This is a genomic window from Nocardia sp. CY15, assembly GCF_009829295.1.
Classification (GTDB): domain Bacteria; phylum Actinomycetota; class Actinomycetes; order Mycobacteriales; family Mycobacteriaceae; genus Nocardia; species Nocardia sputi.
Genome location: NZ_VUOT01000001.1, coordinates 781,720 through 802,080, shown reverse-complemented (window position 1 = coordinate 802,080; position 20,361 = coordinate 781,720). Strand labels below are relative to the sequence as shown.

At 68.7% G+C, this 20,361-nt stretch carries 24 protein-coding genes; 10 read left to right on the top strand and 14 right to left on the bottom strand.

The window, feature by feature from the left end:
- The first annotated feature begins 85 nt into the window (after positions 1–85).
- From GVY39_RS03835 to GVY39_RS03820, 4 genes are all read left to right on the top strand, one after another.
- On the top strand, positions 86–1,030 hold the full coding sequence (locus GVY39_RS03835) for a metal ABC transporter substrate-binding protein (protein ID WP_321209499.1): 945 nt from the start codon (positions 86–88) through the stop codon (positions 1,028–1,030).
- Positions 1,027–1,761, top strand: coding sequence for a metal ABC transporter ATP-binding protein (locus GVY39_RS03830; RefSeq protein WP_159921099.1), 735 nt, complete (start codon positions 1,027–1,029; stop codon positions 1,759–1,761). The genes GVY39_RS03835 and GVY39_RS03830 overlap by 4 nt, the downstream gene beginning before the upstream one ends.
- A 27-nt stretch (positions 1,762–1,788) precedes the next feature.
- The gene (locus tag GVY39_RS03825) at positions 1,789–2,673 is read left to right on the top strand and encodes a metal ABC transporter permease (protein WP_159921101.1); all 885 of its coding nucleotides are present in this window, start codon (positions 1,789–1,791) and stop codon (positions 2,671–2,673) included.
- A gap of 88 nt (positions 2,674–2,761) precedes the next feature.
- Positions 2,762–3,841, top strand: a complete 1,080-nt coding sequence (locus tag GVY39_RS03820; protein WP_159921103.1) for an ADP-ribosylglycohydrolase family protein — start codon at positions 2,762–2,764, stop codon at positions 3,839–3,841.
- 299 nt (positions 3,842–4,140) lie between these two features.
- Here GVY39_RS03820 and GVY39_RS03815 read toward each other — a convergent pair whose 3' ends face one another.
- Entirely contained in the window at positions 4,141–4,761 is a 621-nt protein-coding gene (locus tag GVY39_RS03815; RefSeq protein ID WP_195138950.1) for a TetR/AcrR family transcriptional regulator, read from the bottom strand.
- 78 nt (positions 4,762–4,839) lie between these two features.
- Between GVY39_RS03815 and GVY39_RS03810 the strand changes: the two genes are divergently transcribed.
- The gene (locus tag GVY39_RS03810; RefSeq protein WP_159921107.1) at positions 4,840–6,270 is read left to right on the top strand and encodes an MFS transporter; all 1,431 of its coding nucleotides are present in this window, start codon (positions 4,840–4,842) and stop codon (positions 6,268–6,270) included.
- 230 nt (positions 6,271–6,500) lie between these two features.
- Here the strand turns inward: GVY39_RS03810 and GVY39_RS03805 are convergent, their stop codons facing one another.
- From GVY39_RS03805 to GVY39_RS03780, 6 genes are all read right to left on the bottom strand, one after another.
- A complete protein-coding gene (locus GVY39_RS03805) occupies positions 6,501–7,454 on the bottom strand; it encodes an alpha/beta hydrolase family protein (protein WP_236565294.1) in 954 nt (317 codons plus the stop codon).
- Positions 7,455–7,562: 108 nt separating this feature from the next.
- Complete coding sequence (locus tag GVY39_RS03800; protein ID WP_159921109.1) at positions 7,563–7,955, bottom strand: DUF6463 family protein; 393 nt, start codon at positions 7,953–7,955, stop codon at positions 7,563–7,565.
- The gene (locus GVY39_RS03795) at positions 7,955–8,500 is read right to left on the bottom strand and encodes a TetR/AcrR family transcriptional regulator (protein ID WP_159921111.1); all 546 of its coding nucleotides are present in this window, start codon (positions 8,498–8,500) and stop codon (positions 7,955–7,957) included. Before GVY39_RS03795 ends, GVY39_RS03800 begins: the two co-directional genes overlap by 1 nt.
- A 60-nt stretch (positions 8,501–8,560) precedes the next feature.
- The gene (locus tag GVY39_RS03790) at positions 8,561–9,103 is read right to left on the bottom strand and encodes a DoxX family membrane protein (protein WP_201295156.1); all 543 of its coding nucleotides are present in this window, start codon (positions 9,101–9,103) and stop codon (positions 8,561–8,563) included.
- Complete coding sequence (locus GVY39_RS03785) at positions 9,100–9,546, bottom strand: ABA4-like family protein (protein ID WP_159921113.1); 447 nt, start codon at positions 9,544–9,546, stop codon at positions 9,100–9,102. Before GVY39_RS03785 ends, GVY39_RS03790 begins: the two co-directional genes overlap by 4 nt.
- Positions 9,543–10,505 carry a hypothetical protein gene (locus tag GVY39_RS03780; RefSeq protein WP_236565295.1) on the bottom strand — a complete coding sequence of 321 codons (963 nt, stop codon included), beginning with the start codon at positions 10,503–10,505 and terminating at the stop codon, positions 9,543–9,545. The genes GVY39_RS03785 and GVY39_RS03780 overlap by 4 nt, the downstream gene beginning before the upstream one ends.
- A gap of 107 nt (positions 10,506–10,612) precedes the next feature.
- Between GVY39_RS03780 and GVY39_RS03775 the strand changes: the two genes are divergently transcribed.
- Entirely contained in the window at positions 10,613–11,266 is a 654-nt protein-coding gene (locus tag GVY39_RS03775) for a MerR family transcriptional regulator (RefSeq protein ID WP_159921115.1), read from the top strand.
- 58 nt (positions 11,267–11,324) lie between these two features.
- Positions 11,325–11,891: a type 1 glutamine amidotransferase domain-containing protein gene (locus GVY39_RS03770; protein ID WP_159921117.1), complete on the top strand. Its 567-nt coding sequence runs from the start codon at positions 11,325–11,327 to the stop codon at positions 11,889–11,891.
- Between the two features lie 9 nt (positions 11,892–11,900).
- Here the strand turns inward: GVY39_RS03770 and GVY39_RS03765 are convergent, their stop codons facing one another.
- Positions 11,901–12,572, bottom strand: a complete 672-nt coding sequence (locus GVY39_RS03765; RefSeq protein WP_159921119.1) for a TetR/AcrR family transcriptional regulator — start codon at positions 12,570–12,572, stop codon at positions 11,901–11,903.
- A gap of 111 nt (positions 12,573–12,683) precedes the next feature.
- Here GVY39_RS03765 and GVY39_RS03760 point away from each other — a divergent pair, with 111 nt between their 5' ends.
- From GVY39_RS03760 to GVY39_RS03750, 3 genes are all read left to right on the top strand, one after another.
- Complete coding sequence (locus GVY39_RS03760) at positions 12,684–13,829, top strand: acyl-CoA dehydrogenase family protein (RefSeq protein ID WP_159921121.1); 1,146 nt, start codon at positions 12,684–12,686, stop codon at positions 13,827–13,829.
- Between the two features lie 146 nt (positions 13,830–13,975).
- Entirely contained in the window at positions 13,976–14,440 is a 465-nt protein-coding gene (locus GVY39_RS03755) for a PaaI family thioesterase (protein WP_159921123.1), read from the top strand.
- Positions 14,441–14,967: 527 nt separating this feature from the next.
- Positions 14,968–15,297 carry a transglycosylase family protein gene (locus GVY39_RS03750; RefSeq protein ID WP_159921125.1) on the top strand — a complete coding sequence of 110 codons (330 nt, stop codon included), beginning with the start codon at positions 14,968–14,970 and terminating at the stop codon, positions 15,295–15,297.
- 207 nt (positions 15,298–15,504) lie between these two features.
- Here GVY39_RS03750 and GVY39_RS03745 read toward each other — a convergent pair whose 3' ends face one another.
- The 6 genes from GVY39_RS03745 to GVY39_RS03720 form a co-directional block, all read right to left on the bottom strand.
- Positions 15,505–15,966, bottom strand: a complete 462-nt coding sequence (locus tag GVY39_RS03745) for an SDR family oxidoreductase (RefSeq protein WP_159921127.1) — start codon at positions 15,964–15,966, stop codon at positions 15,505–15,507.
- The gene (locus tag GVY39_RS03740; RefSeq protein ID WP_159921129.1) at positions 15,963–17,177 is read right to left on the bottom strand and encodes a thiolase family protein; all 1,215 of its coding nucleotides are present in this window, start codon (positions 17,175–17,177) and stop codon (positions 15,963–15,965) included. The genes GVY39_RS03745 and GVY39_RS03740 overlap by 4 nt, the downstream gene beginning before the upstream one ends.
- 84 nt (positions 17,178–17,261) lie before the next feature.
- Complete coding sequence (locus tag GVY39_RS03735) at positions 17,262–18,311, bottom strand: ABC transporter ATP-binding protein (protein WP_159921131.1); 1,050 nt, start codon at positions 18,309–18,311, stop codon at positions 17,262–17,264.
- The gene (gene modB / locus GVY39_RS03730) at positions 18,308–19,120 is read right to left on the bottom strand and encodes a molybdate ABC transporter permease subunit (RefSeq protein ID WP_201295157.1); all 813 of its coding nucleotides are present in this window, start codon (positions 19,118–19,120) and stop codon (positions 18,308–18,310) included. The genes GVY39_RS03735 and modB overlap by 4 nt, the downstream gene beginning before the upstream one ends.
- On the bottom strand, positions 19,117–19,893 hold the full coding sequence (modA, locus tag GVY39_RS03725) for a molybdate ABC transporter substrate-binding protein (RefSeq protein WP_159921133.1): 777 nt from the start codon (positions 19,891–19,893) through the stop codon (positions 19,117–19,119). The genes modB and modA overlap by 4 nt, the downstream gene beginning before the upstream one ends.
- 6 nt (positions 19,894–19,899) lie before the next feature.
- On the bottom strand, positions 19,900–20,298 hold the full coding sequence (locus GVY39_RS03720; RefSeq protein WP_159921135.1) for a molybdopterin-binding protein: 399 nt from the start codon (positions 20,296–20,298) through the stop codon (positions 19,900–19,902).
- Between the last annotated feature and the right edge of the window lie 63 nt (positions 20,299–20,361).

Sequence of the window (20,361 nt, the reverse complement as noted above, 5' to 3'; positions counted from 1 at the left end):
TCCGGCGGTCCGAAGCGACGAGCGGCTCTTCGTTTCAGCGACTCTAACTTGAAAGTTAGGGTAAGCGAACTTATCATCTCCTTGTATGAAGGTTCGGCTCCACCCGCTGCTCGCCCTGTCTCCACGCCGATGGATGGCGGCGATAGCCGTGGGCGCGCTGGCATTCACGCTCACCGCCTGCGCCGAGAGCGGCGCCGGACCCAACGATCGGCCGGTGGTGCTCACGACGTTCACGGTGCTCGCGGATATCGCCAGGAACGTGGCGGGCGAGCACCTGACCGTGGAGTCGATCACCAAGGCGGGTGCGGAGATCCACGGCTACGAGCCGACGCCGGGTGACATCAAGAAGGCGGCCAAGGCGGACCTCATCCTGGACAACGGCTTGAACCTGGAGGCGTGGTTCGCCCAGTTCGTCTCCGACTTGCGGGTGCCGCATGTCGTGGTCAGCGAGGGTGTCGCCCCGTTGCCGATCCGCGAGGACGCCTACCAGGGCAAACCGAACCCGCACGCGTGGATGTCACCGCAGAACGCGCAGATCTACGTCGACAACATGGTGCGGGCGTTCAGCGATCTCTCTCCCGGCCATGCCGCCGATTTCCGTTCCAACGGGGAGCGGTACAAGTCCGAGCTGCGCAAGGTGCACGACGAACTCACCGGTACCTTGAACGCGCTGCCGCCGAACGAGCGGGCCTTGGTGACTTGCGAGGGCGCGTTCTCCTATCTGGCCCGCGATGCCGGCCTCACCGAGAAGTACATCTGGGCGGTCAATGCCGAGCAGCAGGCCACGCCCCAGCAGATCGCGTCGGCCATCGACTTCGTCCGGCAGCAGCGGGTGCCCGCGGTGTTCTGCGAGTCCACGGTGTCGGACGCGCCGATGCGCCGCGTGGTCGAGGCCACCGGCGCGGCGTTCGGAGGGGTGCTGTACGTCGATTCGCTGTCGGAAGCCGACGGCCCGGTCCCGACCTACCTGGCGTTGATCCGCCACGACGCGCAGACGATCGGCTCCGCACTGACGGGTCGCCGTCCATGAGCGGGCCGGTGATCGAGGTGCGTGGCGTCAGCGTCCACTACGGCGAGGTGCCCGCGCTCGAGGACGTCGATCTGACCGTGAACGCGGGGCGGGTCTGCGGTCTCATCGGGATGAACGGTTCCGGCAAGTCGACGTTGTTCAAGACGATCATGGGCCTGGCTCACCCCGACCGGGGAACGGTTCGGATCAACGGCGGCGCGCCCGTCGCGGCGCGGCGCGCGGGCATCCTCGGCTATGTCCCGCAGAGCGAGGACGTCGACTGGAGCTTCCCGCTTTCGGTCCGAGACGTGGTGATGACCGGCCGCTACGGCCGACTCGGTTTCACCAGGCGTCCGCGTGAGGCGGATCGGGAAGCGGTCGCGCACGCACTGGAACGCGTGGAACTGACCGACCTCGCCGACCGGCAGATCGGGCAGTTGTCCGGCGGACAGAAGAAGCGCGCCTTCGTTGCGCGCGGGCTGGCCCAAGGCGCGACCGTCCTGCTGCTCGACGAACCGTTCGCGGGCGTCGACAAGCGTTCGGAGGCCACGATCACCGCACTGCTGCGGCAGCTCGCCGGCGACGGCGCCACGATCCTGGTGTCGACGCACGACCTGCACGCCTTGCCCGGCCTCGCAGACGAGGCGGTGCTGCTGATGCGCACCGTGCTCGCCCAGGGCGATCTCGACGCGGTCCTGCGGCCGGAGAACCTGGCCAGGGCGTTCGGCCTGGACGTGATGAACCGGGTGTGAGCCCCGGCCGAGTGTGGGGACAGATATATGAGCTTGACCGAAATTTTCATCGATCCCCTGCGCTACGAGTTCATGGTGCGCGCACTGGCCACCACCGTGACCGCGGCGCTGGTGTGCGCGGTGCTGTCGTGCTGGCTGGTGCTGATCGGGTGGTCGTTGATGGGAGACGCCGTCTCGCACGCGGTGCTGCCCGGTGTGGTGCTGGCCTACATCGTCGGGCTGCCGTTCGCGGTGGGCGCGATCGTGTTCGGATTCCTGGCGGTGGCGCTGATCGGCGTGGTCCGGGACACCAGCCGGATCAAGGAGGACGCCGCCATCGGCATCGTCTTCACCACACTGTTCGCCTTCGGCTTGGTGCTGGTCTCGGTGACGCCCAGTCAGACCGATCTCAACCACATCGTGTTCGGCAACCTGCTCGGCGTCAGCCGCGGTGAACTGGTGCAGGTGGTGATCCTCGCCGCGATCACCCTCGGCGCGCTGATTCTCAAACGTCGCGACTTCACTCTCTACGCCTTCGACCCCACGCACGCGCACGCCATCGGCCTCAGTCCGCGGTTGCTCGGCACGGCACTGCTCGGATTGCTGGCCCTCACCGCCGTTGTCGCCCTGCAAGCGGTCGGCGTCGTCCTCGTGGTCGCCATGCTCATCATCCCGGGCGCGACGGCCTACCTGCTCACCGACCGCTTCGGCCGGATGTTGCTCATCGCCCCCGCCATCTCGGTGACCTGTGCGGTGGCGGGCCTGTACCTGAGTTACCACCTCGACACGGCTCCCGGCGGCATGGTTGTCGTCGTCCAAGGGATGGTCTTCACGGCCGTGTATCTGTTCGCGCCGCGTCAAGGCGTGATCGGTCGGCGGATCTTCGCGGCACGTCGGCTGAAGAACGCGGATTCGGTGAGCGTTCGAGAGTGAACGCAGCAGAGTGGCCGGGGGGCTGAGTGGGGGCACCGGTACCGCCACTGTGGTGGACCGCGGGCCGGATGCGTGATGATGTTGTCTCGTGGTGGATTACACGATGGTCTTCGATCGGGTCCGGGGGTCACTGCTGGGTGGAGCGGTGGGTGACGCGCTGGGGTGGCCCATCGAATTCCTGCGGCTGGAGCAGATTCGGCAGCGGTATGGCGATCACGGCGTGACGGGCTTTCTGCCGCAGCATGTCCAGGACGCGGCGCAGCAGATCACCGACGACACGCAGATGACGTTGTTCACCGCTGAGGGGCTTTTGCGGTCCGCGCCCGGCGCTGATCCGCTGCCGGCGTTGCGCCGAGCATATCTGCGCTGGTGGCAGACGCAGCGGCAAGAGGTGCCCGCGCCCCACGTCGACGGGTGGCTGGCGAGCCTTCCCTTTCTGTACGCGGCGCGCGCGCCCGGGAACGCGTGCATGTCCGGGCTCGGGCAGCAGTCACGGGGGTTCGTCGCACCGAACCCGTTCGGGGAGAGCGGGCCGGTGAACCCGCATTCGAAAGGCTGCGGCACCGTGATGCGGTCCGCGCCGATCGGTCTGGCCGGTATGGGGTCCGACCTTGCTTTCACCACGGCCGCGCGGGCCGCTCAATTGACCCACGGGCATCCGACGGGATACCTCGCGGCGGGGGCGTTCGCCGCACTGATCGATCGTGTGGTGAGCGGTGTCGAGCTGTCGATCGCCGTACGGCAGACGATCGCTCAGCTCACGACTTTCCCCGCGAGCGCCGAGACGGTGGCGGCCCTGACGCGAGCTGTGGAGTTGTCCGAGGAGGGGGTCTCCGCCGAACAGGTCGAGCGGGTCGGCGAAGGGTGGGTCGCGGAGGAATGCCTGGCCATCGCGGTGTATTGCGCCCTGCACGCGGCCAGGACCGGTGATGTGCGCGCGGCGTTGCTGCTGTCGGTGAACCATTCCGGCGATTCCGATTCCACGGGTGCGGTGGCAGGCAATCTGATCGGCGCCGTCCACGGGGTCTCCGGATTGCCGAGGGAATGGGCGTCCGCGGTCGAGGGGCGCGACGTGCTGGTTCAGGTCGCCGACGATCTCGTCATGAACTTCGGGCTCGGCGACCGGTCCGGGCTCGCCGCCCGCTATCCCGCCGACGAGGGTTTGTGACGGTCGCTCCGGTGGTCGAGGCGGGGTCACGCCTCACCGCTGACATCCGCACCGGTCTCGCTCGGGTCTCGTGGTTCGGTAGGTAACCGGCACCTCCAGCGCGCGGTCGCGTAGCCACCGGTGAGCCGGGTCCGCCTCGAGCCGGACGTGCCACAGCAACGACCGTCACACGGTGCGGGGCCGCGGTCGTGGTCGTCGCCGGGCGCTGCGCCGTCATCGGCGGCACCATCGCTCGCGGTGATGCCCACGAGCGCGGGGATCATCGGATACGTTGTGCCGCTGATGGTCACGACACCTGGTCAGGGCAGTAGCTGACGAATCAGGGCGCCGGCGGCCCAGTCCTGCCACTCCTGGCTGGTCCAGCCGCGTTCGTGGACGAGGAGGTGGTAGGTCTCGGGCGCGAGGACCACCAAGGCGATGTCGGCGGCGCGGTCGGGGTCGATCCCTTCGCGCAGCGGGGTTTTGGCGGCCAGCGCCGCACCGAGGCGGTGCTGCACGAGGTGGCGTTGGGCGATGTTGGTCTGCCACAGTTCGGCCAGTTCCGGATCGGTCGCGGCGGCCGAGCGAACGGCCTCCAGCAAGGGGGTGACCCGGGCCAGGATCGCGCCCGCGGCCGCCACTTGGAGCCGGATCTGCTCGAGCGGTGGCGCGGCGACCGCCTCGGCGAACCACGGCCGGTCGAGCGTGGCGACCGGCTCGGTGTCGCCCGCGATCTCGACGTCGAGCAACTCCGCGAGGATCGCGCGCTTGGTGGCGAAGGTGAAGTACAGGGTCTGCACGGCCATCCCAGCTTCTTCGGCGATGGCCTTCATGGTGGTCGCCGTGTAACCGCGGGTGGTGAACAACTCCCGCGCCGCGCCCAGCATGCGCGCCCGGTTGGCCGAGGTCTTGGCCGCGCGCACTCCGGTGTTCTTCGACATGGAGGACATCCTACTTGACTGGAGTTCAGCACTAGTGAACTATTTCGCTAGATCGATGCTCTAGTGAAAGGATGCGTGATGGGCGGGTTGGGACGATGGCGGCTGCTGGTGATTACGGTTGTCGAGTTGGTGATCTTCCTCGATACGACGGTGCTGAACGTGGCGCTTCCGGAGATCGGGAGGCACTTCGGCCTGGGTGAAGCCGGTTTGGGCTGGGTGACCAACGCCTATCTGCTCGCGTTCGGCGGGTTCATGCTGCTGGGGGGCCGCGCGGCGGACCTGTACGGACCGCGCCGCATGTTCGGGGCCGGGCTGGCGGTCTTCACTGTCGCCTCCGCGCTGGCCGGATTCGCGGGCACGGCGTGGTTGCTGATCGCCGCGCGTGCCCTGCAGGGCATCGGTGCGGCCGTCGTGATCCCGGCGCAACTGGCGCTGCTGGCCACGGCGTTCACCGATCCAGCGGCGCGGCGCCGGGCCTTCGGAGTCTGGAGCGCGATGGGCGCCGCGGGCGCGGCGATCGGCACCGCGGTGGGCGGTCCGCTGACCGACGTCTTCGGTTGGCCGTCGATCTTCCTGATCAACCTGCCGATCGGACTGCTCGCGCTGGCGTTGTTGCGCAAGCTGCCCGCGGACCCCGCCAGCACGGCCGAGGCGGGACGACTCGATGTGCCGGGCGCGCTCACCGGAACGGGCGCGCTGCTGATCATCGGATACTCGATCGGCGCGTGGGGCGATCCGGGCCTCCGGCTGCTCGCTTCCGCGCTGCTCGGAGTGGGTGCCGCCCTTTTCGTCGGCTTCCTGGTCATCGAGCTGCGCAGCTCGCACCCGCTGATGCCGCTGCGGCTGTTCGCGATTCGTCAGGTGAGCGGTTCGGCAGCGGTGAACGCTCTCGTCGGCGCGGCGCACGTGCCCGCGTTCGCCCTGCTCGCGCTGTATCTGCAGAACACCCAGGGCTACAGTCCGACGGCGTCGGGGCTGGCGGTGTTGCCGGTCGCGGTGGTCAACATCGTCGTCTCCCGCACCCTCATCCCGTTCGCGCTGGCGAAGCTCGGCCCCCAGGGTGTGCTGGCCGCCGGAATGGCGTTGCAGGCCGCGGCGCTGGCTTGGTTCGCGCGGTTGCCCGAACACGCCTCTTACCTCGTCGACGTGCTGCCCGGGGCCATCGTGTTCGGCGTCGGTTTGCCTGCCGCGTTCGTCGGCGTCACCGTCCCGGCCGTCACGGCGGTGGACGAGACGGATCGGGGCATCGCCGCCGGTGTCGTCAACACCGCGCAGCGGGTCGGAGCCGGGATCGGCGTCACGGCCGTGCTCCTGCTCGCGCAGACGGTGACCGAAAAAGCGAACGGCTCCTCCGTCGATGGCGTCCGCGCGGGCTTCGCCGCCGCGGCCTTACTGGCGCTGGTCGGTTGCCTGCTCACGGTTCTGGTGCTGCGGGTCCCGGTTTCCGAGGCCGATGCGGCCGCCGATGTCCTGAACGACGAGACGAATGAGTCCCACCCCCGTCGGTGAGCTCCGACACCACGCCGGGAGGCCACCGCGCGGTCGGGCGACAGTGTGCGCGGAACCCGAGCCCGCCATCAGCGCACGGATGCGCTGGTCCGGTTCGCTGGGGACAGGACATCGTGCCCTATCCACGCATGCGCTGGTGGCCTGCGCTCGTCGCCACGGCCGGGCCCGCGCGGCGGCTGCGAGCCCGGCCGTGCGTCGTGCAGGATGAGCGCGCGGTCGGGAGCCGCTGCTCACGCCCCGAGGGCGCGGGCCAGGTGGGGCCAGGAATCGTGCAGGTCCGCCTCGAACTGCCCCCAGGTGTGCGAGCCCTCCGGGCGGTTGACATGGATCGCCGGTAGCCCGAGCTCGGTGAGACGGTCGGCGAAGGCCGCCGTGCACGAACTCGCGATCGCCTCGATCGGCGGGAAGGGCAGCCCTCCTCGATCTATCGCCCCCGGAGTGCCGGAGGCGGCGGACAAGTAGATGGTTTTCCCGGCCAGAGCGCCCGCGTTGGCGAAAGCGTCGTGCGCCCGCCAGACCGCGTCGCCCGGCGATCCCCACATGTTCGCCGGGTTGCCCCCGCCGCGGATGACCTGCGCGCTGACCATCGCGGCGCCTGCGGCGTCAGCGGCCCAAGGGCACCCGCTGTAGGCCGCCACGGCCTCGTACACCTCGGGCGCCTGAATCGCGAGGTCGACGGCCGAAGCGGCGCTCATCGACACCCCGGCGATCGCGTTTCGTCCGTTCGTATCCAGTTCGGAGTCGAGGGTTCCGGGAAGCTCCCGGGTGAGGTAGGTCTGCCATCGGTTTCGCCCCACCGCCGGATCGTCGGCGAGCCAGTCGGTGTACATGCTGTAGGCCCCGCCGACCGGCATCACCACATTGACGCGCTTGTCGGCGAAGAACGTACGAACGTCCGTGTCGTCCCACCACGAGATCCCGTCGACCCCACCGCCGATGCCGGTGAGCAGATACAGCGTGGGCGCGGGGCCGCCACCCGCGGCGCGGATCACCCGATTGGGGACCACCCGATCCATCGACGGCGAGTAGACATCGATCTGCGAAACCGAGCCTCCGAGCGGAATTTCCCCGACGACGCGGGCCCGCCCGGGCTCGGCTTCGGCAGGTTGAACGGAAAAGAGGGACACCGCTACCGCGCTCGCCAGCACGCTGACGAGCGCGCCCAAACACCTAGAAGCACTCACGATTTCGGTGTACCCACCCCGGTCCGCCGTACTCCACAAGCCGGTACGGATCTCACCGCAGACTACGCGAAAACGTCACGGAACCAGTCTGTTTCGGTGGAAGGCGTCTCACCGTTCCGGCTGGTCCACGCGGTAGGCGGCGGCAAGGGCTACCGCGGCGACGGCCAGTATCAGCCAGCCGCCGGTGACGGGAAAATAGATGACGGTCAGCGGGATTCCGATCGCGACCAGGTACCAGCCGACGTGGCCGGGTACGCGGCCGGTAGCGCTGAGCGCGTTGCGGGTGAGCGCGCCGATGGCCAACAGCGCGATTCCGCACATCATGAACCACACGCTGGCATCGAGCGCGAAATAGGCGGGATCGCCGGTGTCGGAGGCCGCCGCCAGGAATCCTTCGGACGCGATGCCGGACCAGTCGTTGGGCTGGATGAACGCGTACACGAAGTGGATCGCCGCCGTCGCGAAGAGCAGTCGGTGCACCCAGGGGCCGAGGGCGGGCATCAGTTCTCCTTCCGGATCGCCAGTCGCAGCACCAAGGCATAGATATCGGCGATCTCTTTCGCGGGAAGTGGTGGAATCACCTGCTGGGCCCCGACGAGTGCGAGGTAGAGCAGGCGCGCCAACGGTTCGATCTCTTCGTTGTTCTCGTGGAGATCGCGCAACAGTGACTCGAGGTATTCGACCCGCCTCCGGTCCACGCGCTGCTGGAGCCGGTACACCTCCGGGTCCTGCATCGCCCAGGAGCGCATGGCGATCTCCACTGCGTTGTCCGCGTCCTGATCTGCGAGTACGAGGTCCGTCAGCCGGGCGAGTTTGTCGCGTGCGGGGGCGTCGCCTGCCTCGGTTTCGGTGATATAGCGGCCGGTGTACACGGATTCGAAGTGTTCGAGCAGGTCGGTCTTGTACCCGGACATGCCCCGGAAATGGTGGTAGAACGACCCTTTCGTGAGGCCGAGGTCGGCGCACAAACGCTCCACGGTGAGCGCCCGCGCCCCGTCCTCGGCCAGCACCGCCAACCCGGCGTCGAGCCAATCCCGCTTGCTCATCCGACCTCCTCGACCCTCGAGGCCGAACATACCATACCGTATGGGATGGATGCGAATGCCTCAGGCTGTCGTGCGGTCGCCGGCCCTATTCGCCTGGAAGTCGAGGCCACGGCCTCCTCGGCGGGGGAGTTTCAGCACCCCGGCCGCCCACAGGGCAACGCCGATGTACAGCACCTGCTCCGGGATACGCGCCCACAGTGGCGTCGCGGGCGCGCCGTTGAACGGGACGTCGCTGACGGCTACGTAGATGTTGGCGGGCAGCATCACGACGAACAAGGCAGCCAGTCCCAGCCCTGCGGGCCGGCGCGTGCGTGTGAGGAACAGGCCCACGGCACCGAGCAGTTCCAAAACGCCGGTCAGGTAGATCATCGCGCCGGGGAACGGTACGAACGGCGGCACCATCGGGAGGAGATCGGCATGGGTCGGGGCGGGGGAGTCCGCGAACGACTCCGGCAGGAAATGCGTTGTGCCGGTCATGATCAGCATCACGCCGAGGGCGTAGGCGCCGCAGGTGGGCCACGCGGCGAATCGGCGTGCGCCGAGGGCGCCTGCCGCACGCAGCACGAGCAGGCTGGTCAGCAGAACGAGGAGTGTTTCCATCATGCCTCCGTGGGGACGGTCCGGCCGGGCGCCGGTGTGGTGGTGAGTCGGATGAGCAGGTAGATCAGGACGCCGATCGGCGCGAACAGGATGGTGAGCACGAGCAGCGGGCTGATCAGCAGCGGTGTGCGTCCGCGGGCGCGGCTGTCCAGGAAGATCCAGCGTCCGAGGAACAAATCGAAGGCCACGAAGTGCGCCCATGCCGCCGCGGCCCCGGAGCTTTCACCGAGAACGGTTTGCAGCCCAGGCAGATTCGGGTTGATCAACGCCTCGGCGAACGAGCCGAACTCGGGCACGATCAGTGCCGCGTAGACGATCAGGGGCGGGAGGCAGATGAGCGGTGACGCGACGATCGCACCGGTCCGCCGCCACGTCGGCGCCAGGACCATCAGTGCCCAGAACGGCGCCGCCAACCAGAAGGTGATGTCGAAGAGCGATTCCGTCATCGGCTCGCTCCTGCGGGAAGTCTGTTCACCACAACGGCTTTCGAGCGCACCGCCATGGCTGTGGACACGATTGCGGCGAGAGTGATGACGGCGAAGGCGAGAAGAGTCGCCGCGTCGGGATGGACCACCGACTGTCCGCGCAACGCTTGCCAGGTCAGCACCGCGAGCAGCGCGGCGTAGGTCGCCGCCGCGACCGTGACGAGCCTTCGCCTGGTATCCGCCGATCGCAGAACCGGAATGCGGCGTGAGCCGTACTCGACGGCGAGCAGAACCAGCGGAATGACCTGCAACGCATGCATCCCGAGGAAATGCGGGATGCGCAGGTCGCCTCCGGCGGTACTCCAGCCGAGTATGGGCAACCCCGGCCCGCCGTCGGGAAGCCCGACGGTATGGGCGCCGCTGATCGAGCTGCCCGCTGCTCGTTGCTCGGGTGTCGGTCCGACCATCAACATCCCTAGTGCGGCGCCCGCGAGCGACAGGACGGCGCCGTAGCGGATCGCCGCGTTGCGGGCGGGGTCGCTCGCCGGGTCGACGAACACCGCCGCGGACGCGATCAGTGTGGCCACCCAGACGACCACGATCGAGGAGCCCATGATCTCCCACAGCGCCGCGTTCAACGGCGTCGTGAAATTGAAGTGGCTGGTCGTGCCCCGCACGATCTGGGTGGTGATGACCAGCAACTCCACCGCCAGGCCGAGCGCCGCGACCGTCCCGGCCCACCAGGCGACGCGGCGCCAGCGAGTGAGCTGGGCGATCAACCACGCCCACGTCACGGCGTAGATCAACACCGAAAGGGCGAATTTCGCGGATTTGGCCCAAATCGGCAGCCCGGTCAGGGTGCGGTCATCGACGACGATGCCCGCGATCGACCACACGACCAGGAGTGCCATCGCGACGGCGAGCAGCATCAGCGGGCGGTGCCAGGAGAGGGCGGGGAAGCGCCGGAAGAGGGTAGTCACGCACAGGGCCTTTCGGGAACTAGAACTATCGATAGTGAAACTATCAGTAAGATTATGGATAGCGGTACTATCCAGTGTCAAGATGTCGACCGAGCCCGAGGAGTCCGATGCGGATCGCCGAACTCAGCCGCGCCAGCGGTGTTTCTCCCGCGACGATCAAGTACTACGTGCGGGAAGGCCTGCTGCCGTCCGGCGTGCGAACCCACCGCAACCAGGCCGAATACAGCGAGGCACACGTGAGTCGGCTGCGGCTGATCCGGGCACTGGTGGATATCGGCGGCGTGTCCATCGAAGCGGCGAGGGAACTGCTCGCGGCGCTCGACAGCGGCAACCTGTCCGCGCGCGATTCCCTCGGTCATGTGCAGTACGCGCTGGGTGGGCGGCGCTCTCCGGTCGCCGACGAGCAGCGGGCGGCCGCCGCCGAGGACGTCGCGGCACTGCTGGACGGGCGCGGCTGGCGAATCCACGACGAGAGCCCGGCCCTCGGCACCCTCATCGATGTCTGCGCCGCGCTGCGCCAGCTCGGCCACGGTGACGTGGTCGGCGCGCTGGACGACTACGCGGGCGCCAGCGAGGCCATCGCCGCCACCGACCTCGCCCTGGTCCGCAACGAACCCGCCGTCGAGCGGATGACCGAAACCGCGATCGTCGGAACGATCTTGGGTGACACCCTGCTCGCCGCGCTGCGCCGGCTGGCGCAAGAGCATCTCTCCCGCACGCTGTTGCCGCCGGACGACGCTTCCGGCCGCACCGAGGTTTAGCGGAGCCCTCGCGCGGCATGACGGGAACAGGATCATTCGACCGAAAGGAGAGGCGCTCATGGCCGATCAGCTGGATGGGACGCGGGTCCTGATCATCACCTCGAACACGGGAGTGGAGCGGGACGAACTGCTGGTGCCGCGCGACGAACTGCGTCAGCGCGGCGCGCGGGTCACCCATGCCGCGCCGAAGCGCGAGCAGGTGCAGACTTTCCGCCACGACACGGAGAAAGACGCTGCTGTACAACCGGATTCGTCGTTGCACGAGGTTTCCGTGGACGACTTCGACGTGCTCGTGGTGCCCGGCGGCACGGTGAACGCGGACAAGCTGCGGGTCACCGACCGGGCGATCGAGCTGGCCAAGGAGTTCGCGGGCGCGGGCAAGCCGATCGCCGCGATCTGCCACGGCCCCTGGCTGCTCGTGAACGCCGAGCTGGTGTCCGGCAAGACGCTGACCTCGTACTTCTCGCTCCGGGCCGACATCGTCAACGCGGGCGGCGCGTGGGTCGACGAACCGGCGGTCCGCTCCGCCGAGGGCGGGTGGACGCTGCTCACCTCCCGCAACCCGGGTGATCTCCCCGATTTCGTCCATGCCATTACGCGGGAAGTGGTACCTGCCTCCCGGTGATGCACTGGTTCACTTGTCCGGCAATGGTTCTCGCGGGTCGATCGCGATGCCCAGATCGCGGAGCCGGTTGTCGATGAGCAGCCAGCATTCGGTGGTCAGGCGGTCGACGAGGGCGGACTCGGTGGTGTCGTGGTGTTCCAGCCACCAGCGCACCGAGGCGTCGACCAGGCCCAGCAGGGCGACCACCAGCCGGTCCGCGGCCATCGGGTCGGCCCCGAACTCCGGCAGGTAGCGCGCCGCCGCCGCGGAGATCTCGGCGGCGAAAGCGCTTCCGCCGACGCGCGGCTCGTTGCGGCCCCGCCGGTAATCGCGTCCGACCAGGAAGCGATACAGATTGGGGTGCTCGGCGGCCCACCGTACGTGCTGGGCCAATGGCTCGCGGATGACGTCCAGTGGCGTGCCGTGCACCGCCAATCGCGCCCGGATCCGCTCGGTCAGATCGTGGTGCGCGTACCGGGCGACCGCCAAGTCCAGCTCTTCCTTGCTGGCGAAGTGTCGATAGACATGTGTTCGGGCCAGTCCGGCCCGGTCGGCGATCCGGCCGGTCAGCGCGTGCGGACCGTCCTCCTCGATCGCCGCTATCGCGGCTTGCACGATGGCGCGGCGGCGCTCGTCGCGGCCGGGCCGATTGCTGGTGGAACGCCGAGCGTCGGCGGTGTCCACCCAGGGTTGTCGTGCCACAGGGTGAGCGTATCCGCCGGGCAATCCGGTGGTACACCTTGTACCCGGTCAGCTATTGGTACACACTGTACCCGTAACTATCGGTATCAGACTTTCGCAAGGACACCCCCGATGACGACCTACCGGTCCGCCTGGCTCGACGACGACCTGGACGCCCTGCGCGAGCTCGCCCGCTCGTTCTTCGCGAAGGAGTTGACGCCGAACATCGACAAGTTCATCGAGCAGCACCACGTCGACCGCGACTTCTGGACCAAGGCGGGCGCGCTCGGCCTGCTGTGCGCGTCGATCCCGGAGGAGTACGGCGGTGGCGGCGGCACCTTCGCGCACGAGGCCGTGCTCATCGAGGAGCAGGCCAAGGCGTTCGACACCTCCTGGGGCGCCACCTTGCACAGCGGGATCGTCGCGCACTACCTGCTGCACTACGGCACCGAAGAGCAGAAACGGCAGTGGCTGCCCAAGATGGCCACCGGCGAGGTCGTCGGCGCGATCGCCATGACCGAGCCGGGTACGGGATCGGATCTGCAGAACGTCAAGACCAAGGCGATCCGCGAGGGCGACGAGTACGTCGTGAACGGCTCGAAGACCTTCATCACCAACGGCAGCCAAGCCGATCTCGTCATCGTGGTCGCCAAGACCGACACCAGCGCGGGCGCCGCGGGGATCTCGCTGATCCTGGTGGAGGCCGACCGGCCGGGCTTCCGGCGCGGACGGGTGCTGGACAAGGTGGGCCAGAAAGGTCAGGACACCTCGGAGCTGTTCTTCGAGGACGTCCGCGTCCCGGTGTCCAACCTGCTCGGCACTCGGGAAGGGCAGGGCTTCATCCAGCTGATGCAGCAGCTTCCGCAGGAACGGCTGATCATCGCCGTCGGATCGGTGGCGGGCATGGAGGCCGCGCTGGAGGCGACGTTGCGCTACACCAAGGAGCGGCACGCCTTCGGCAAGCCGGTGTTCGCGTTCCAGAACACCAAGTTCAAGCTCGCCGAGGTGGCCACAGAAACCCGGGTGGCCCGGGTCTTCCTGGACGATTGCATCGCGCGGCACCTGCGTGGGGAGCTGGACATCCCGACCGTCGCCATGGCCAAGTGGTGGACCACCGACCGCGCCATGTCGGTGGCCGACGAATGCCTACAGCTGCACGGCGGCTACGGCTACATGACCGAATACCCGATCTCGCGGATGTGGACCGACAGCCGCGTGCAGAAGATCTACGGCGGCACCAACGAGATCATGAAGGAGATCATCGCCCGCAGCCTGTGACCCTCCCGCGGCCGACGGTGTTGGCAAACTGTCAACACTCTGTCGGCGCGCGCGTTCGAGGGCCTACGCTTCGGTGACGTCCACCACGGTGGCCGTGGCAGAGACAACGAGGTGCCGGCCACCTCCGGCGTGAAGGGACGGTTGCGATGAGCGACGTCGGGACTCCTCCGTTCGAGGACATCGTCAACGGGGCACTGGAATACACCATCCCGATCGCGCACAAGATGGGTGTCCGGGCGGTGGAGGTGCGGCGGGGTTTCGCGGCGACCTCGGTGCCCGCCGAGGGCAACGGCAACCACTTCGGCGTGATGTACGCCGGTGTGCTGTTCACCGTCGCCGAGATCCTCGGCGGCGCGATCGCGGTGGCGACCTTCGACAACTCCGCGTTCTATCCGCTGGTGAAGGACCTGCGCGTGTTCTTCCGCAAGCCGGCCAGGACCGACGTGCGGGCGGAGGCGACGCTGTCGGAGGCGGAGATCGCACGCGTCACCGCGGAGGCGGCGGAGAACGGCAAATCCGAGTTCACCTTGCGGGCGGTGGTCACCGACGCCGACGGCGTGGTCGTCGCCGAAACCGAGGGGCTCTACCAGTTGCGGGCGCACGGGAAGTAGTCGGCGCCTGAGCCGGAGGCGCGTCCGACGCGCCTCCTGGCCGGTCCGGTCCTGCGCCGGGATCGCGAATCGCCCGCGTCGCCATCTGCGGTCACGGTCATATCTTTGGCTCGTCCGGAAGGTAACGAACCGGTCGCTGGGCTCCCCTTCGCGCCGGTATCCGGCAAAGGCATGCCTACTACCGCAAGTCGTGGACCTGGGAAAATGCGACTCGTTTCACGATTTCCGAGTGATCTCGAACACATAACGCCCCCATAACAGCGGATCGGCACAGCCCCGTTTCCCGCGAGCGACCTGGGGTGATGGCGCGAACTCTCGACCAGGGGTTAAACGTGGTCCCACGTTATTCGAACGTGATCTGCCGCGACATCTCCGCTAACGTCGGTCACGGCTCGGGGCAACACCGAGATCGAGCTCGAATCGCAGAACGCCGGAAACCCTGTCCCGCGGTTCGAGTGTCCACAACCTTCCTGGGGACAGGGGCGCGGCGAACTTCGCCGAGCCGGTGGGCGCAGGCGGGAAATCTCATGTCGCATAACCGTAAATTCACCACTCGTGTTCTCGGCTTCACCGCGGCTCTCGGCGCTCTCGTCGCCGTGCCGTTCGGCCTGTCCACCGCCACCGCTTCGGCCCACAACTGGGATGCCGTCGCGCAGTGCGAGAGCAGTGGCAACTGGTCCACCAACACCGGAAACGGCTTCTCGGGCGGCCTGCAGTTCACCCAGAGCACCTGGGAGGCCAACGGCGGCACCGGCAGCCCGTCCAACGCCAGCCGCGAGGAGCAGATCCGCGTCGCCGAGAACGTGCTCGCGACCCAGGGCCCGGGCGCCTGGCCTGTGTGCGGCGCTTACCTCTGATGCGTCACCGGCGCCTACCGCGAATCCGCGGTAGGCGCCGAGCTATTTCATGGCGATAATACTGATCGCCATATATAGGTGCTCTCGAAAATCGCATCCGCAATTCGGAATCCGATTATTCACAGCGAATCGTTATTCGCCGTGCCCGAATTCGGCGTTATATTCTGATGCCTGAGCTCGGGTCCGGTCGCTGCCGGGTAACGGTGCTCAGGCACGCCACAGCCGGTCACCGGCGCGGGACAGCACGATGTTCGGCACCACCGCGTTGCGGGACAACCGGGTGATCGCCAGGACCATCTCGGCGACGTCGCCGGTGGTGAGCATCGCGGACCGGTCGAGAACATCACGCTTCCACGCGGTCATGTCGGTGTCGACGTAGCCGGGGGACACCGCGGTGGCGCTGACGCCGTTCCCGGACTCCTCCAGCGACACGGTTTCGCACAGCGAGATCAGCGCCGCTTTGGTGGCTCCGTAGGCGGCCAGGCCCGCCTCTGCGGCGACACCGGTGATCGACGCGAGCGCGACGATCTTCGCGCCGCGCTCCCGATCGGTGGTGTCGCGGGTGCGCGCGGCGAGAGTCACGTGATAGCCCTCGCCGGCCAGGCGGCGCGCCACCTCGGCGCCGATGCCGCGCGACCCGCCGGTGACCAGCGCGGTACGGACGCTCATCCGAGACGTTCGATGATCGTGGCGTTGGCCAACCCGCCCGCCTCGCACATCGTCTGCAGACCGTAACGGCTGCCGGTCTGCTCCAGGTGGTTGACCAGCGTCGCCAGGATGCGGGTGCCCGAGGCGCCCAGTGGATGGCCGAGGGCGATCGCGCCGCCGCGGGGGTTCAGCCGCTGCGGGTCGGCGTTCAACTCGTGCTGCCAGACCAGCGGCACCGGCGCGAACGCCTCGTTCACCTCGTAGGCGTCGATGTCGTCGATGCCCAGTCCGGCGCGCTCGAGTACTTTGCGAGTGGCCGGGATGACGGCTGTGAGCATCAGCAGCGGGTCGTCGCCCACCACGGCGAACGAGTGGAATCGGGCGCGCGGGCGCAAGCCCAGCTTCGCCGCCGCTTCCTCGCTCATGATCAGTGCGGCCGAGGCGCCGTCGGTCAGTGGGGAGGAGTTCCCCGGGGTGATCGACCACTCGATCTCGGGGAAGCGCGTCGTGTACTGATCGTCGGCGAAGGCGGGCCGCAGTTTCGCGAGGCTTTCACCGGTGGTGCTGGGCCGGATGGTCTCGTCGGCCGTCAGCGCGCCCGCGGGCACCAGTTCGTTGTCGAATCCGCCTGCCGCCGCGGCTCGAGCGGCGAGCTGATGCGAGCGGGCGGCGAATTCGTCGAGCGCGGTGCGATCGAACTTCCACCGGGCGCTGATCACCTCGGCCGCGATGCCCTGCTGGATCAGGCCGTCCGGGTAGCGGTGGGCGAGTGGGCCGCGGCTGGCGTCCTTGCCCTGGCCGTTGGAGAACATCGGCGCGCGGCTCATCGATTCGACGCCGCACGCGATCGCGATGTCGTAGGCGCCCGCGATGACACCCTGGGCCGCGAAGTGCGCGGCCTGCTGGCTGGACCCGCACTGCCGGTCGACCGTGGTGGCGGGCACCGACTCCGGGAACCCCGCGGCCAGCGCGGCGGTCCTGCTGATGTTGAACGCCTGCTCGCCGCTCTGTGTGACGCATCCGCCGACCACGTCGTCCACCATCGCGGGATCGAGGTCGTTACGGGCGACGAGTTCGGCGAGCACGCCCGCCAGCAAGGTGGCCGGATGCACGTCCGACAGGCCGCCGCCTGCCTTGCCCTTACCGGACGGTGTGCGGACGACATCGACGATGACGGCGGACCTCGCGGACCTCGCGGACCTCGCGAATCTCGCGAATCTCGCGAATCTCATAGCCCTCTCCGATCAGCTAAGTTAATTGCTATTCTCGCCTAAGTTAACACGAATTCGCGTCTGCGAACCATGTTGATGGCACTCTCACGCCGGGTAGGTGTGGGTTTCGGTGGCCTTGACCGCTGCCCACAGTCGCAGGCCGGGCCGAAGTCGCAGCTCGGCCACGGTGGCCGGGGTGACGTCGGCGAGCACGGGTGGGGCGCCGTCGAGCCGGACTCGGACGGTGTGGGCGTGCTGTTCGATCGCGGCGACGGTGACCGGCCAGGTGTTGCGCGGGCTGCCCGCGGGAGGCGCCGGGTGCAGGCCGACCGCGGTCGGTGCGAAGGCGACGTGCACCGGTCCGCTGCCCGGCTCGGCCACGGTGAACGAACCCCCGTCCGCGAGGTGGACGGTGGTGTCCCGGGCGGTCCCGCGATAGAGGTTGAGACCGACCAGGTTGGCGACGTAGTCGGAGCGCGGCCGCCGTGCGACCTCGGCGGGCGGACCGTGCTGCACCACCGCGCCGTCCTCGACGATCACCAGGCGGTCGGCCAGGACCATCGCGTCGAGCGGATCGTGCGTGACGAGCACGGTGTGCCCGGGATAGTCGGCCAGATGGTGGGCGAGGTCCGACCGGACCCGTAGCCGCGTGCTCGCATCCAGCGCGGCCAGTGGTTCGTCGAGCAGCAGCAGCGCCGGGTCGGTGGCCAGTGCCCGGGCCAGCGCCACTCGCTGCGCCTGGCCTCCGGACAGGGCGCGCGGTTCGGCGGCGGCCTGCGGCGTCAGCCCGACGCGCTCGAGCCAGTGCGCGGCGCGTGCGCGGGCCGCGGCGCGACCGTGCCCACGAGCGCGCAGCCCGAACGCGACATTCTCCAGAGCGCTGAGGTGGGAGAACAGCAGGTAGTCCTGGAAGACGACGCCGATTCGTCGCCGCTCGGCGGGGACGAACACCTTCGGCGGCGCGTCCCAGGTTTCGTCGTCGAGCCGGATCGCGCCCTCGGTGAGCGGCGTCAGCCCGGCCAGCGCGCGCAACGCGGTGGTCTTGCCCGCGCCGTTGGGGCCGAGCAGGGCGACCACCTCACCCGGCGCGACGGTCACGCGGATGTCGAGCCGGAACGACTCCCGGGTGACCCGCAGGTGCGCGTCCAGCGTCACATCACACCTCGGATCCACCGCTCCCGCAGCGCGACCAGCACCGCCACCGAGACGCCGAGCAGGACCAGGCTCAGCACGATCGCGTCGGCCGGATCGGTCTCCAGCGCCAGGTAGACCGCCAACGGCATCGTGGTGGTCCGCCCGGGGAAGTTACCCGCGAACGTGATGGTGGCGCCGAATTCACCCAGCGCCCGCGCCCAGCACAACACCGCGCCCGCGACGATGCCGGGCAGCACCGACGGCACCGTGACCCGCCGGAAGGTCAGCCAGCGCGACGCGCCGAGGGTCGCGGCCGCCTCTTCGAAGCGCGGATCGGCCGCCCGCAGCGCGCCCTCCACCGAGATCACCAGGAACGGCATCGCCACGAACGCCTCCGCGACCACCACGCCCGCGGTCGTGAAAGGCAACGACACGCCGAGCCATTCGTGCAGGTAGCGGCCGACCAGTCCGCGCCTGCCGAGCACCAGCAGCAAGGCGACGCCGCCGACGACCGGGGGCAACACCAGCGGAACGGTGACCAGTGCCCGGATCAGCCCGCTTCCCGGTACCTCGCCGCGCGCGAGCAGCCAGGCCAGCGGGATGCCGAATACCAGGCAGATCACCGTCGCCACGCTCGCGCACACCAGCGAAAGGCGCAGCGCCTGGGCGACTTCCGCGGTCAGCAGCCGGTCGGGCAGCGTCCGCCACGGCGCGCGCAACAGCAATCCCAGCAGCGGTACGACCAGGAACGCCAGCGCGCCCACCGCGGGCAGCACCAGGACGAGGGGGCGTCGTCCCGCGGGTGTCCGTCGCCGTGCCGCGCGGATCACGGTGTCTCGAATCCCGCCTCCGCGAACACCGCACGCGCCTGGTCGGAACGTATGAATTCGACGAACGCGGCCGCCGCCGCGGCATTGGGCGCGTGCGCCAGCGGTGCCACCGGATAGTCGTTTATCGCCTTGCCTGCTTCCGGGACGGCGATGCCCTCCACCTGAGCGCCGCCCGCTCGCACGTCGGTGCGATAGACCAGGGCGGCGTCGACCTCGCCGAGTTTCACCTTGGTCAGCGCCGCTTTCACGTCGGTCTCGCGCGTGTCCGGCCGGGGGTCGACGCCCGCCGCCTGGAAGACCGTCTTCGCGGCCGCGCCGCACGGCACCTGCTCGGCGCACAGCGCTATCTCGAGCTCGGTCCTGCCGAAATCGGCCAGTGCGGTGACCCCGCCGGGATTGCCCTTCGGCACCGCGATCTCCAGCCTGTTGCGCGCGAAGGTGGCCGGTGCGGCGGTGACCTCGCCCGCGTCCACGACCTGCTGCATGTTCTTCGGCGCGGCCGCGGCGAAGACGTCGGCGGGTGCGCCCTGGATGATCTGTTCGGCGAGCGCGGAGCTGGCGCCGAAGCTGTAGACCACCCGCACCCCCGGGTGCGCGGCCTCGAACCGGTCGCCGAGTTCGGTGAACGTCTCGGTCAGCGAGGCCGCGGCGAACACCGTCACGGTGCCGCCGATCCGGTCCGCATCTGCGGAGCCCGCGTCGTCGGAGCCGCAACCGGTCAACGCCATCGCGGCGACTCCGGCAGCGGCCACCACGCTCAGCGATCGAATCATCCCTGGTCAACTCTCCGGTATCTCGACGACGACGTGTGTCGATTTGACCGACGCCACCGCGACGCTGCCGACTTCGAGCCCGAGTTCCTCGACCGACTCCCGGCTCAGCAGCGACACCAGGCGGAACGGCCCGGCCTGCATTTCGACCTGGGCCATGACGGTGTCCTTGACCACCCGCGTGACGATGCCGCGCATGCGATTGCGCGCCGACGCGGCCACGGTGACCCCCGGCTGGGGAGCCTCCGCGTTGGCCCGGAGGAACTCGGCGAGTTCCCGCCCGCTGACGCCCTTGCGCCCGTTGCCGAGCTGGAGCGCGGTCAGTTTGCCCTGATCGATCCAGCGCCGCACGGTGTCGTCGCTGACCCCGAGCAGCGAGGCTGCCTCGCTGATCCGCAAATTCGACATGAAGTGCAGTTTATTTCCGTATCTGCGGAAATCAAGCCGGGTGGAGAACGTGATGTGACGTCG

Excerpts from the sequence above, each read along its gene's own strand:
- GVY39_RS03795 (WP_159921111.1), bottom strand. The coding sequence starts at position 8,500 with ATGAGCAAGCGGGATTGGCTCGACGCCGGGTTGGCGGTGCTGGCCGAG.
- GVY39_RS03750 (WP_159921125.1), top strand. The coding sequence starts at position 14,968 with ATGTCGCATAACCGTAAATTCACCACTCGTGTTCTCGGCTTCACCGCG.
- GVY39_RS03740 (WP_159921129.1), bottom strand. The coding sequence starts at position 17,177 with ATGAGATTCGCGAGATTCGCGAGATTCGCGAGGTCCGCGAGGTCCGCG.
- GVY39_RS03830 (WP_159921099.1), top strand. The coding sequence starts at position 1,027 with ATGAGCGGGCCGGTGATCGAGGTGCGTGGCGTCAGCGTCCACTACGGC.
- GVY39_RS03755 (WP_159921123.1), top strand. The coding sequence starts at position 13,976 with ATGAGCGACGTCGGGACTCCTCCGTTCGAGGACATCGTCAACGGGGCA.
- GVY39_RS03790 (WP_201295156.1), bottom strand. The coding sequence starts at position 9,103 with ATGATGGAAACACTCCTCGTTCTGCTGACCAGCCTGCTCGTGCTGCGT.
- GVY39_RS03785 (WP_159921113.1), bottom strand. The coding sequence starts at position 9,546 with ATGACGGAATCGCTCTTCGACATCACCTTCTGGTTGGCGGCGCCGTTC.
- GVY39_RS03825 (WP_159921101.1), top strand. The coding sequence starts at position 1,789 with ATGAGCTTGACCGAAATTTTCATCGATCCCCTGCGCTACGAGTTCATG.
- modA (WP_159921133.1), bottom strand. The coding sequence starts at position 19,893 with ATGATTCGATCGCTGAGCGTGGTGGCCGCTGCCGGAGTCGCCGCGATG.
- GVY39_RS03810 (WP_159921107.1), top strand. The coding sequence starts at position 4,840 with ATGGGCGGGTTGGGACGATGGCGGCTGCTGGTGATTACGGTTGTCGAG.
- GVY39_RS03800 (WP_159921109.1), bottom strand. The coding sequence starts at position 7,955 with ATGCCCGCCCTCGGCCCCTGGGTGCACCGACTGCTCTTCGCGACGGCG.
- GVY39_RS03760 (WP_159921121.1), top strand. The coding sequence starts at position 12,684 with ATGACGACCTACCGGTCCGCCTGGCTCGACGACGACCTGGACGCCCTG.
- GVY39_RS03775 (WP_159921115.1), top strand. The coding sequence starts at position 10,613 with ATGCGGATCGCCGAACTCAGCCGCGCCAGCGGTGTTTCTCCCGCGACG.
- GVY39_RS03745 (WP_159921127.1), bottom strand. The coding sequence starts at position 15,966 with ATGAGCGTCCGTACCGCGCTGGTCACCGGCGGGTCGCGCGGCATCGGC.
- GVY39_RS03835 (WP_321209499.1), top strand. The coding sequence starts at position 86 with ATGAAGGTTCGGCTCCACCCGCTGCTCGCCCTGTCTCCACGCCGATGG.
- GVY39_RS03815 (WP_195138950.1), bottom strand. The coding sequence starts at position 4,761 with ATGTCGAAGAACACCGGAGTGCGCGCGGCCAAGACCTCGGCCAACCGG.
- GVY39_RS03720 (WP_159921135.1), bottom strand. The coding sequence starts at position 20,298 with ATGTCGAATTTGCGGATCAGCGAGGCAGCCTCGCTGCTCGGGGTCAGC.
- GVY39_RS03770 (WP_159921117.1), top strand. The coding sequence starts at position 11,325 with ATGGCCGATCAGCTGGATGGGACGCGGGTCCTGATCATCACCTCGAAC.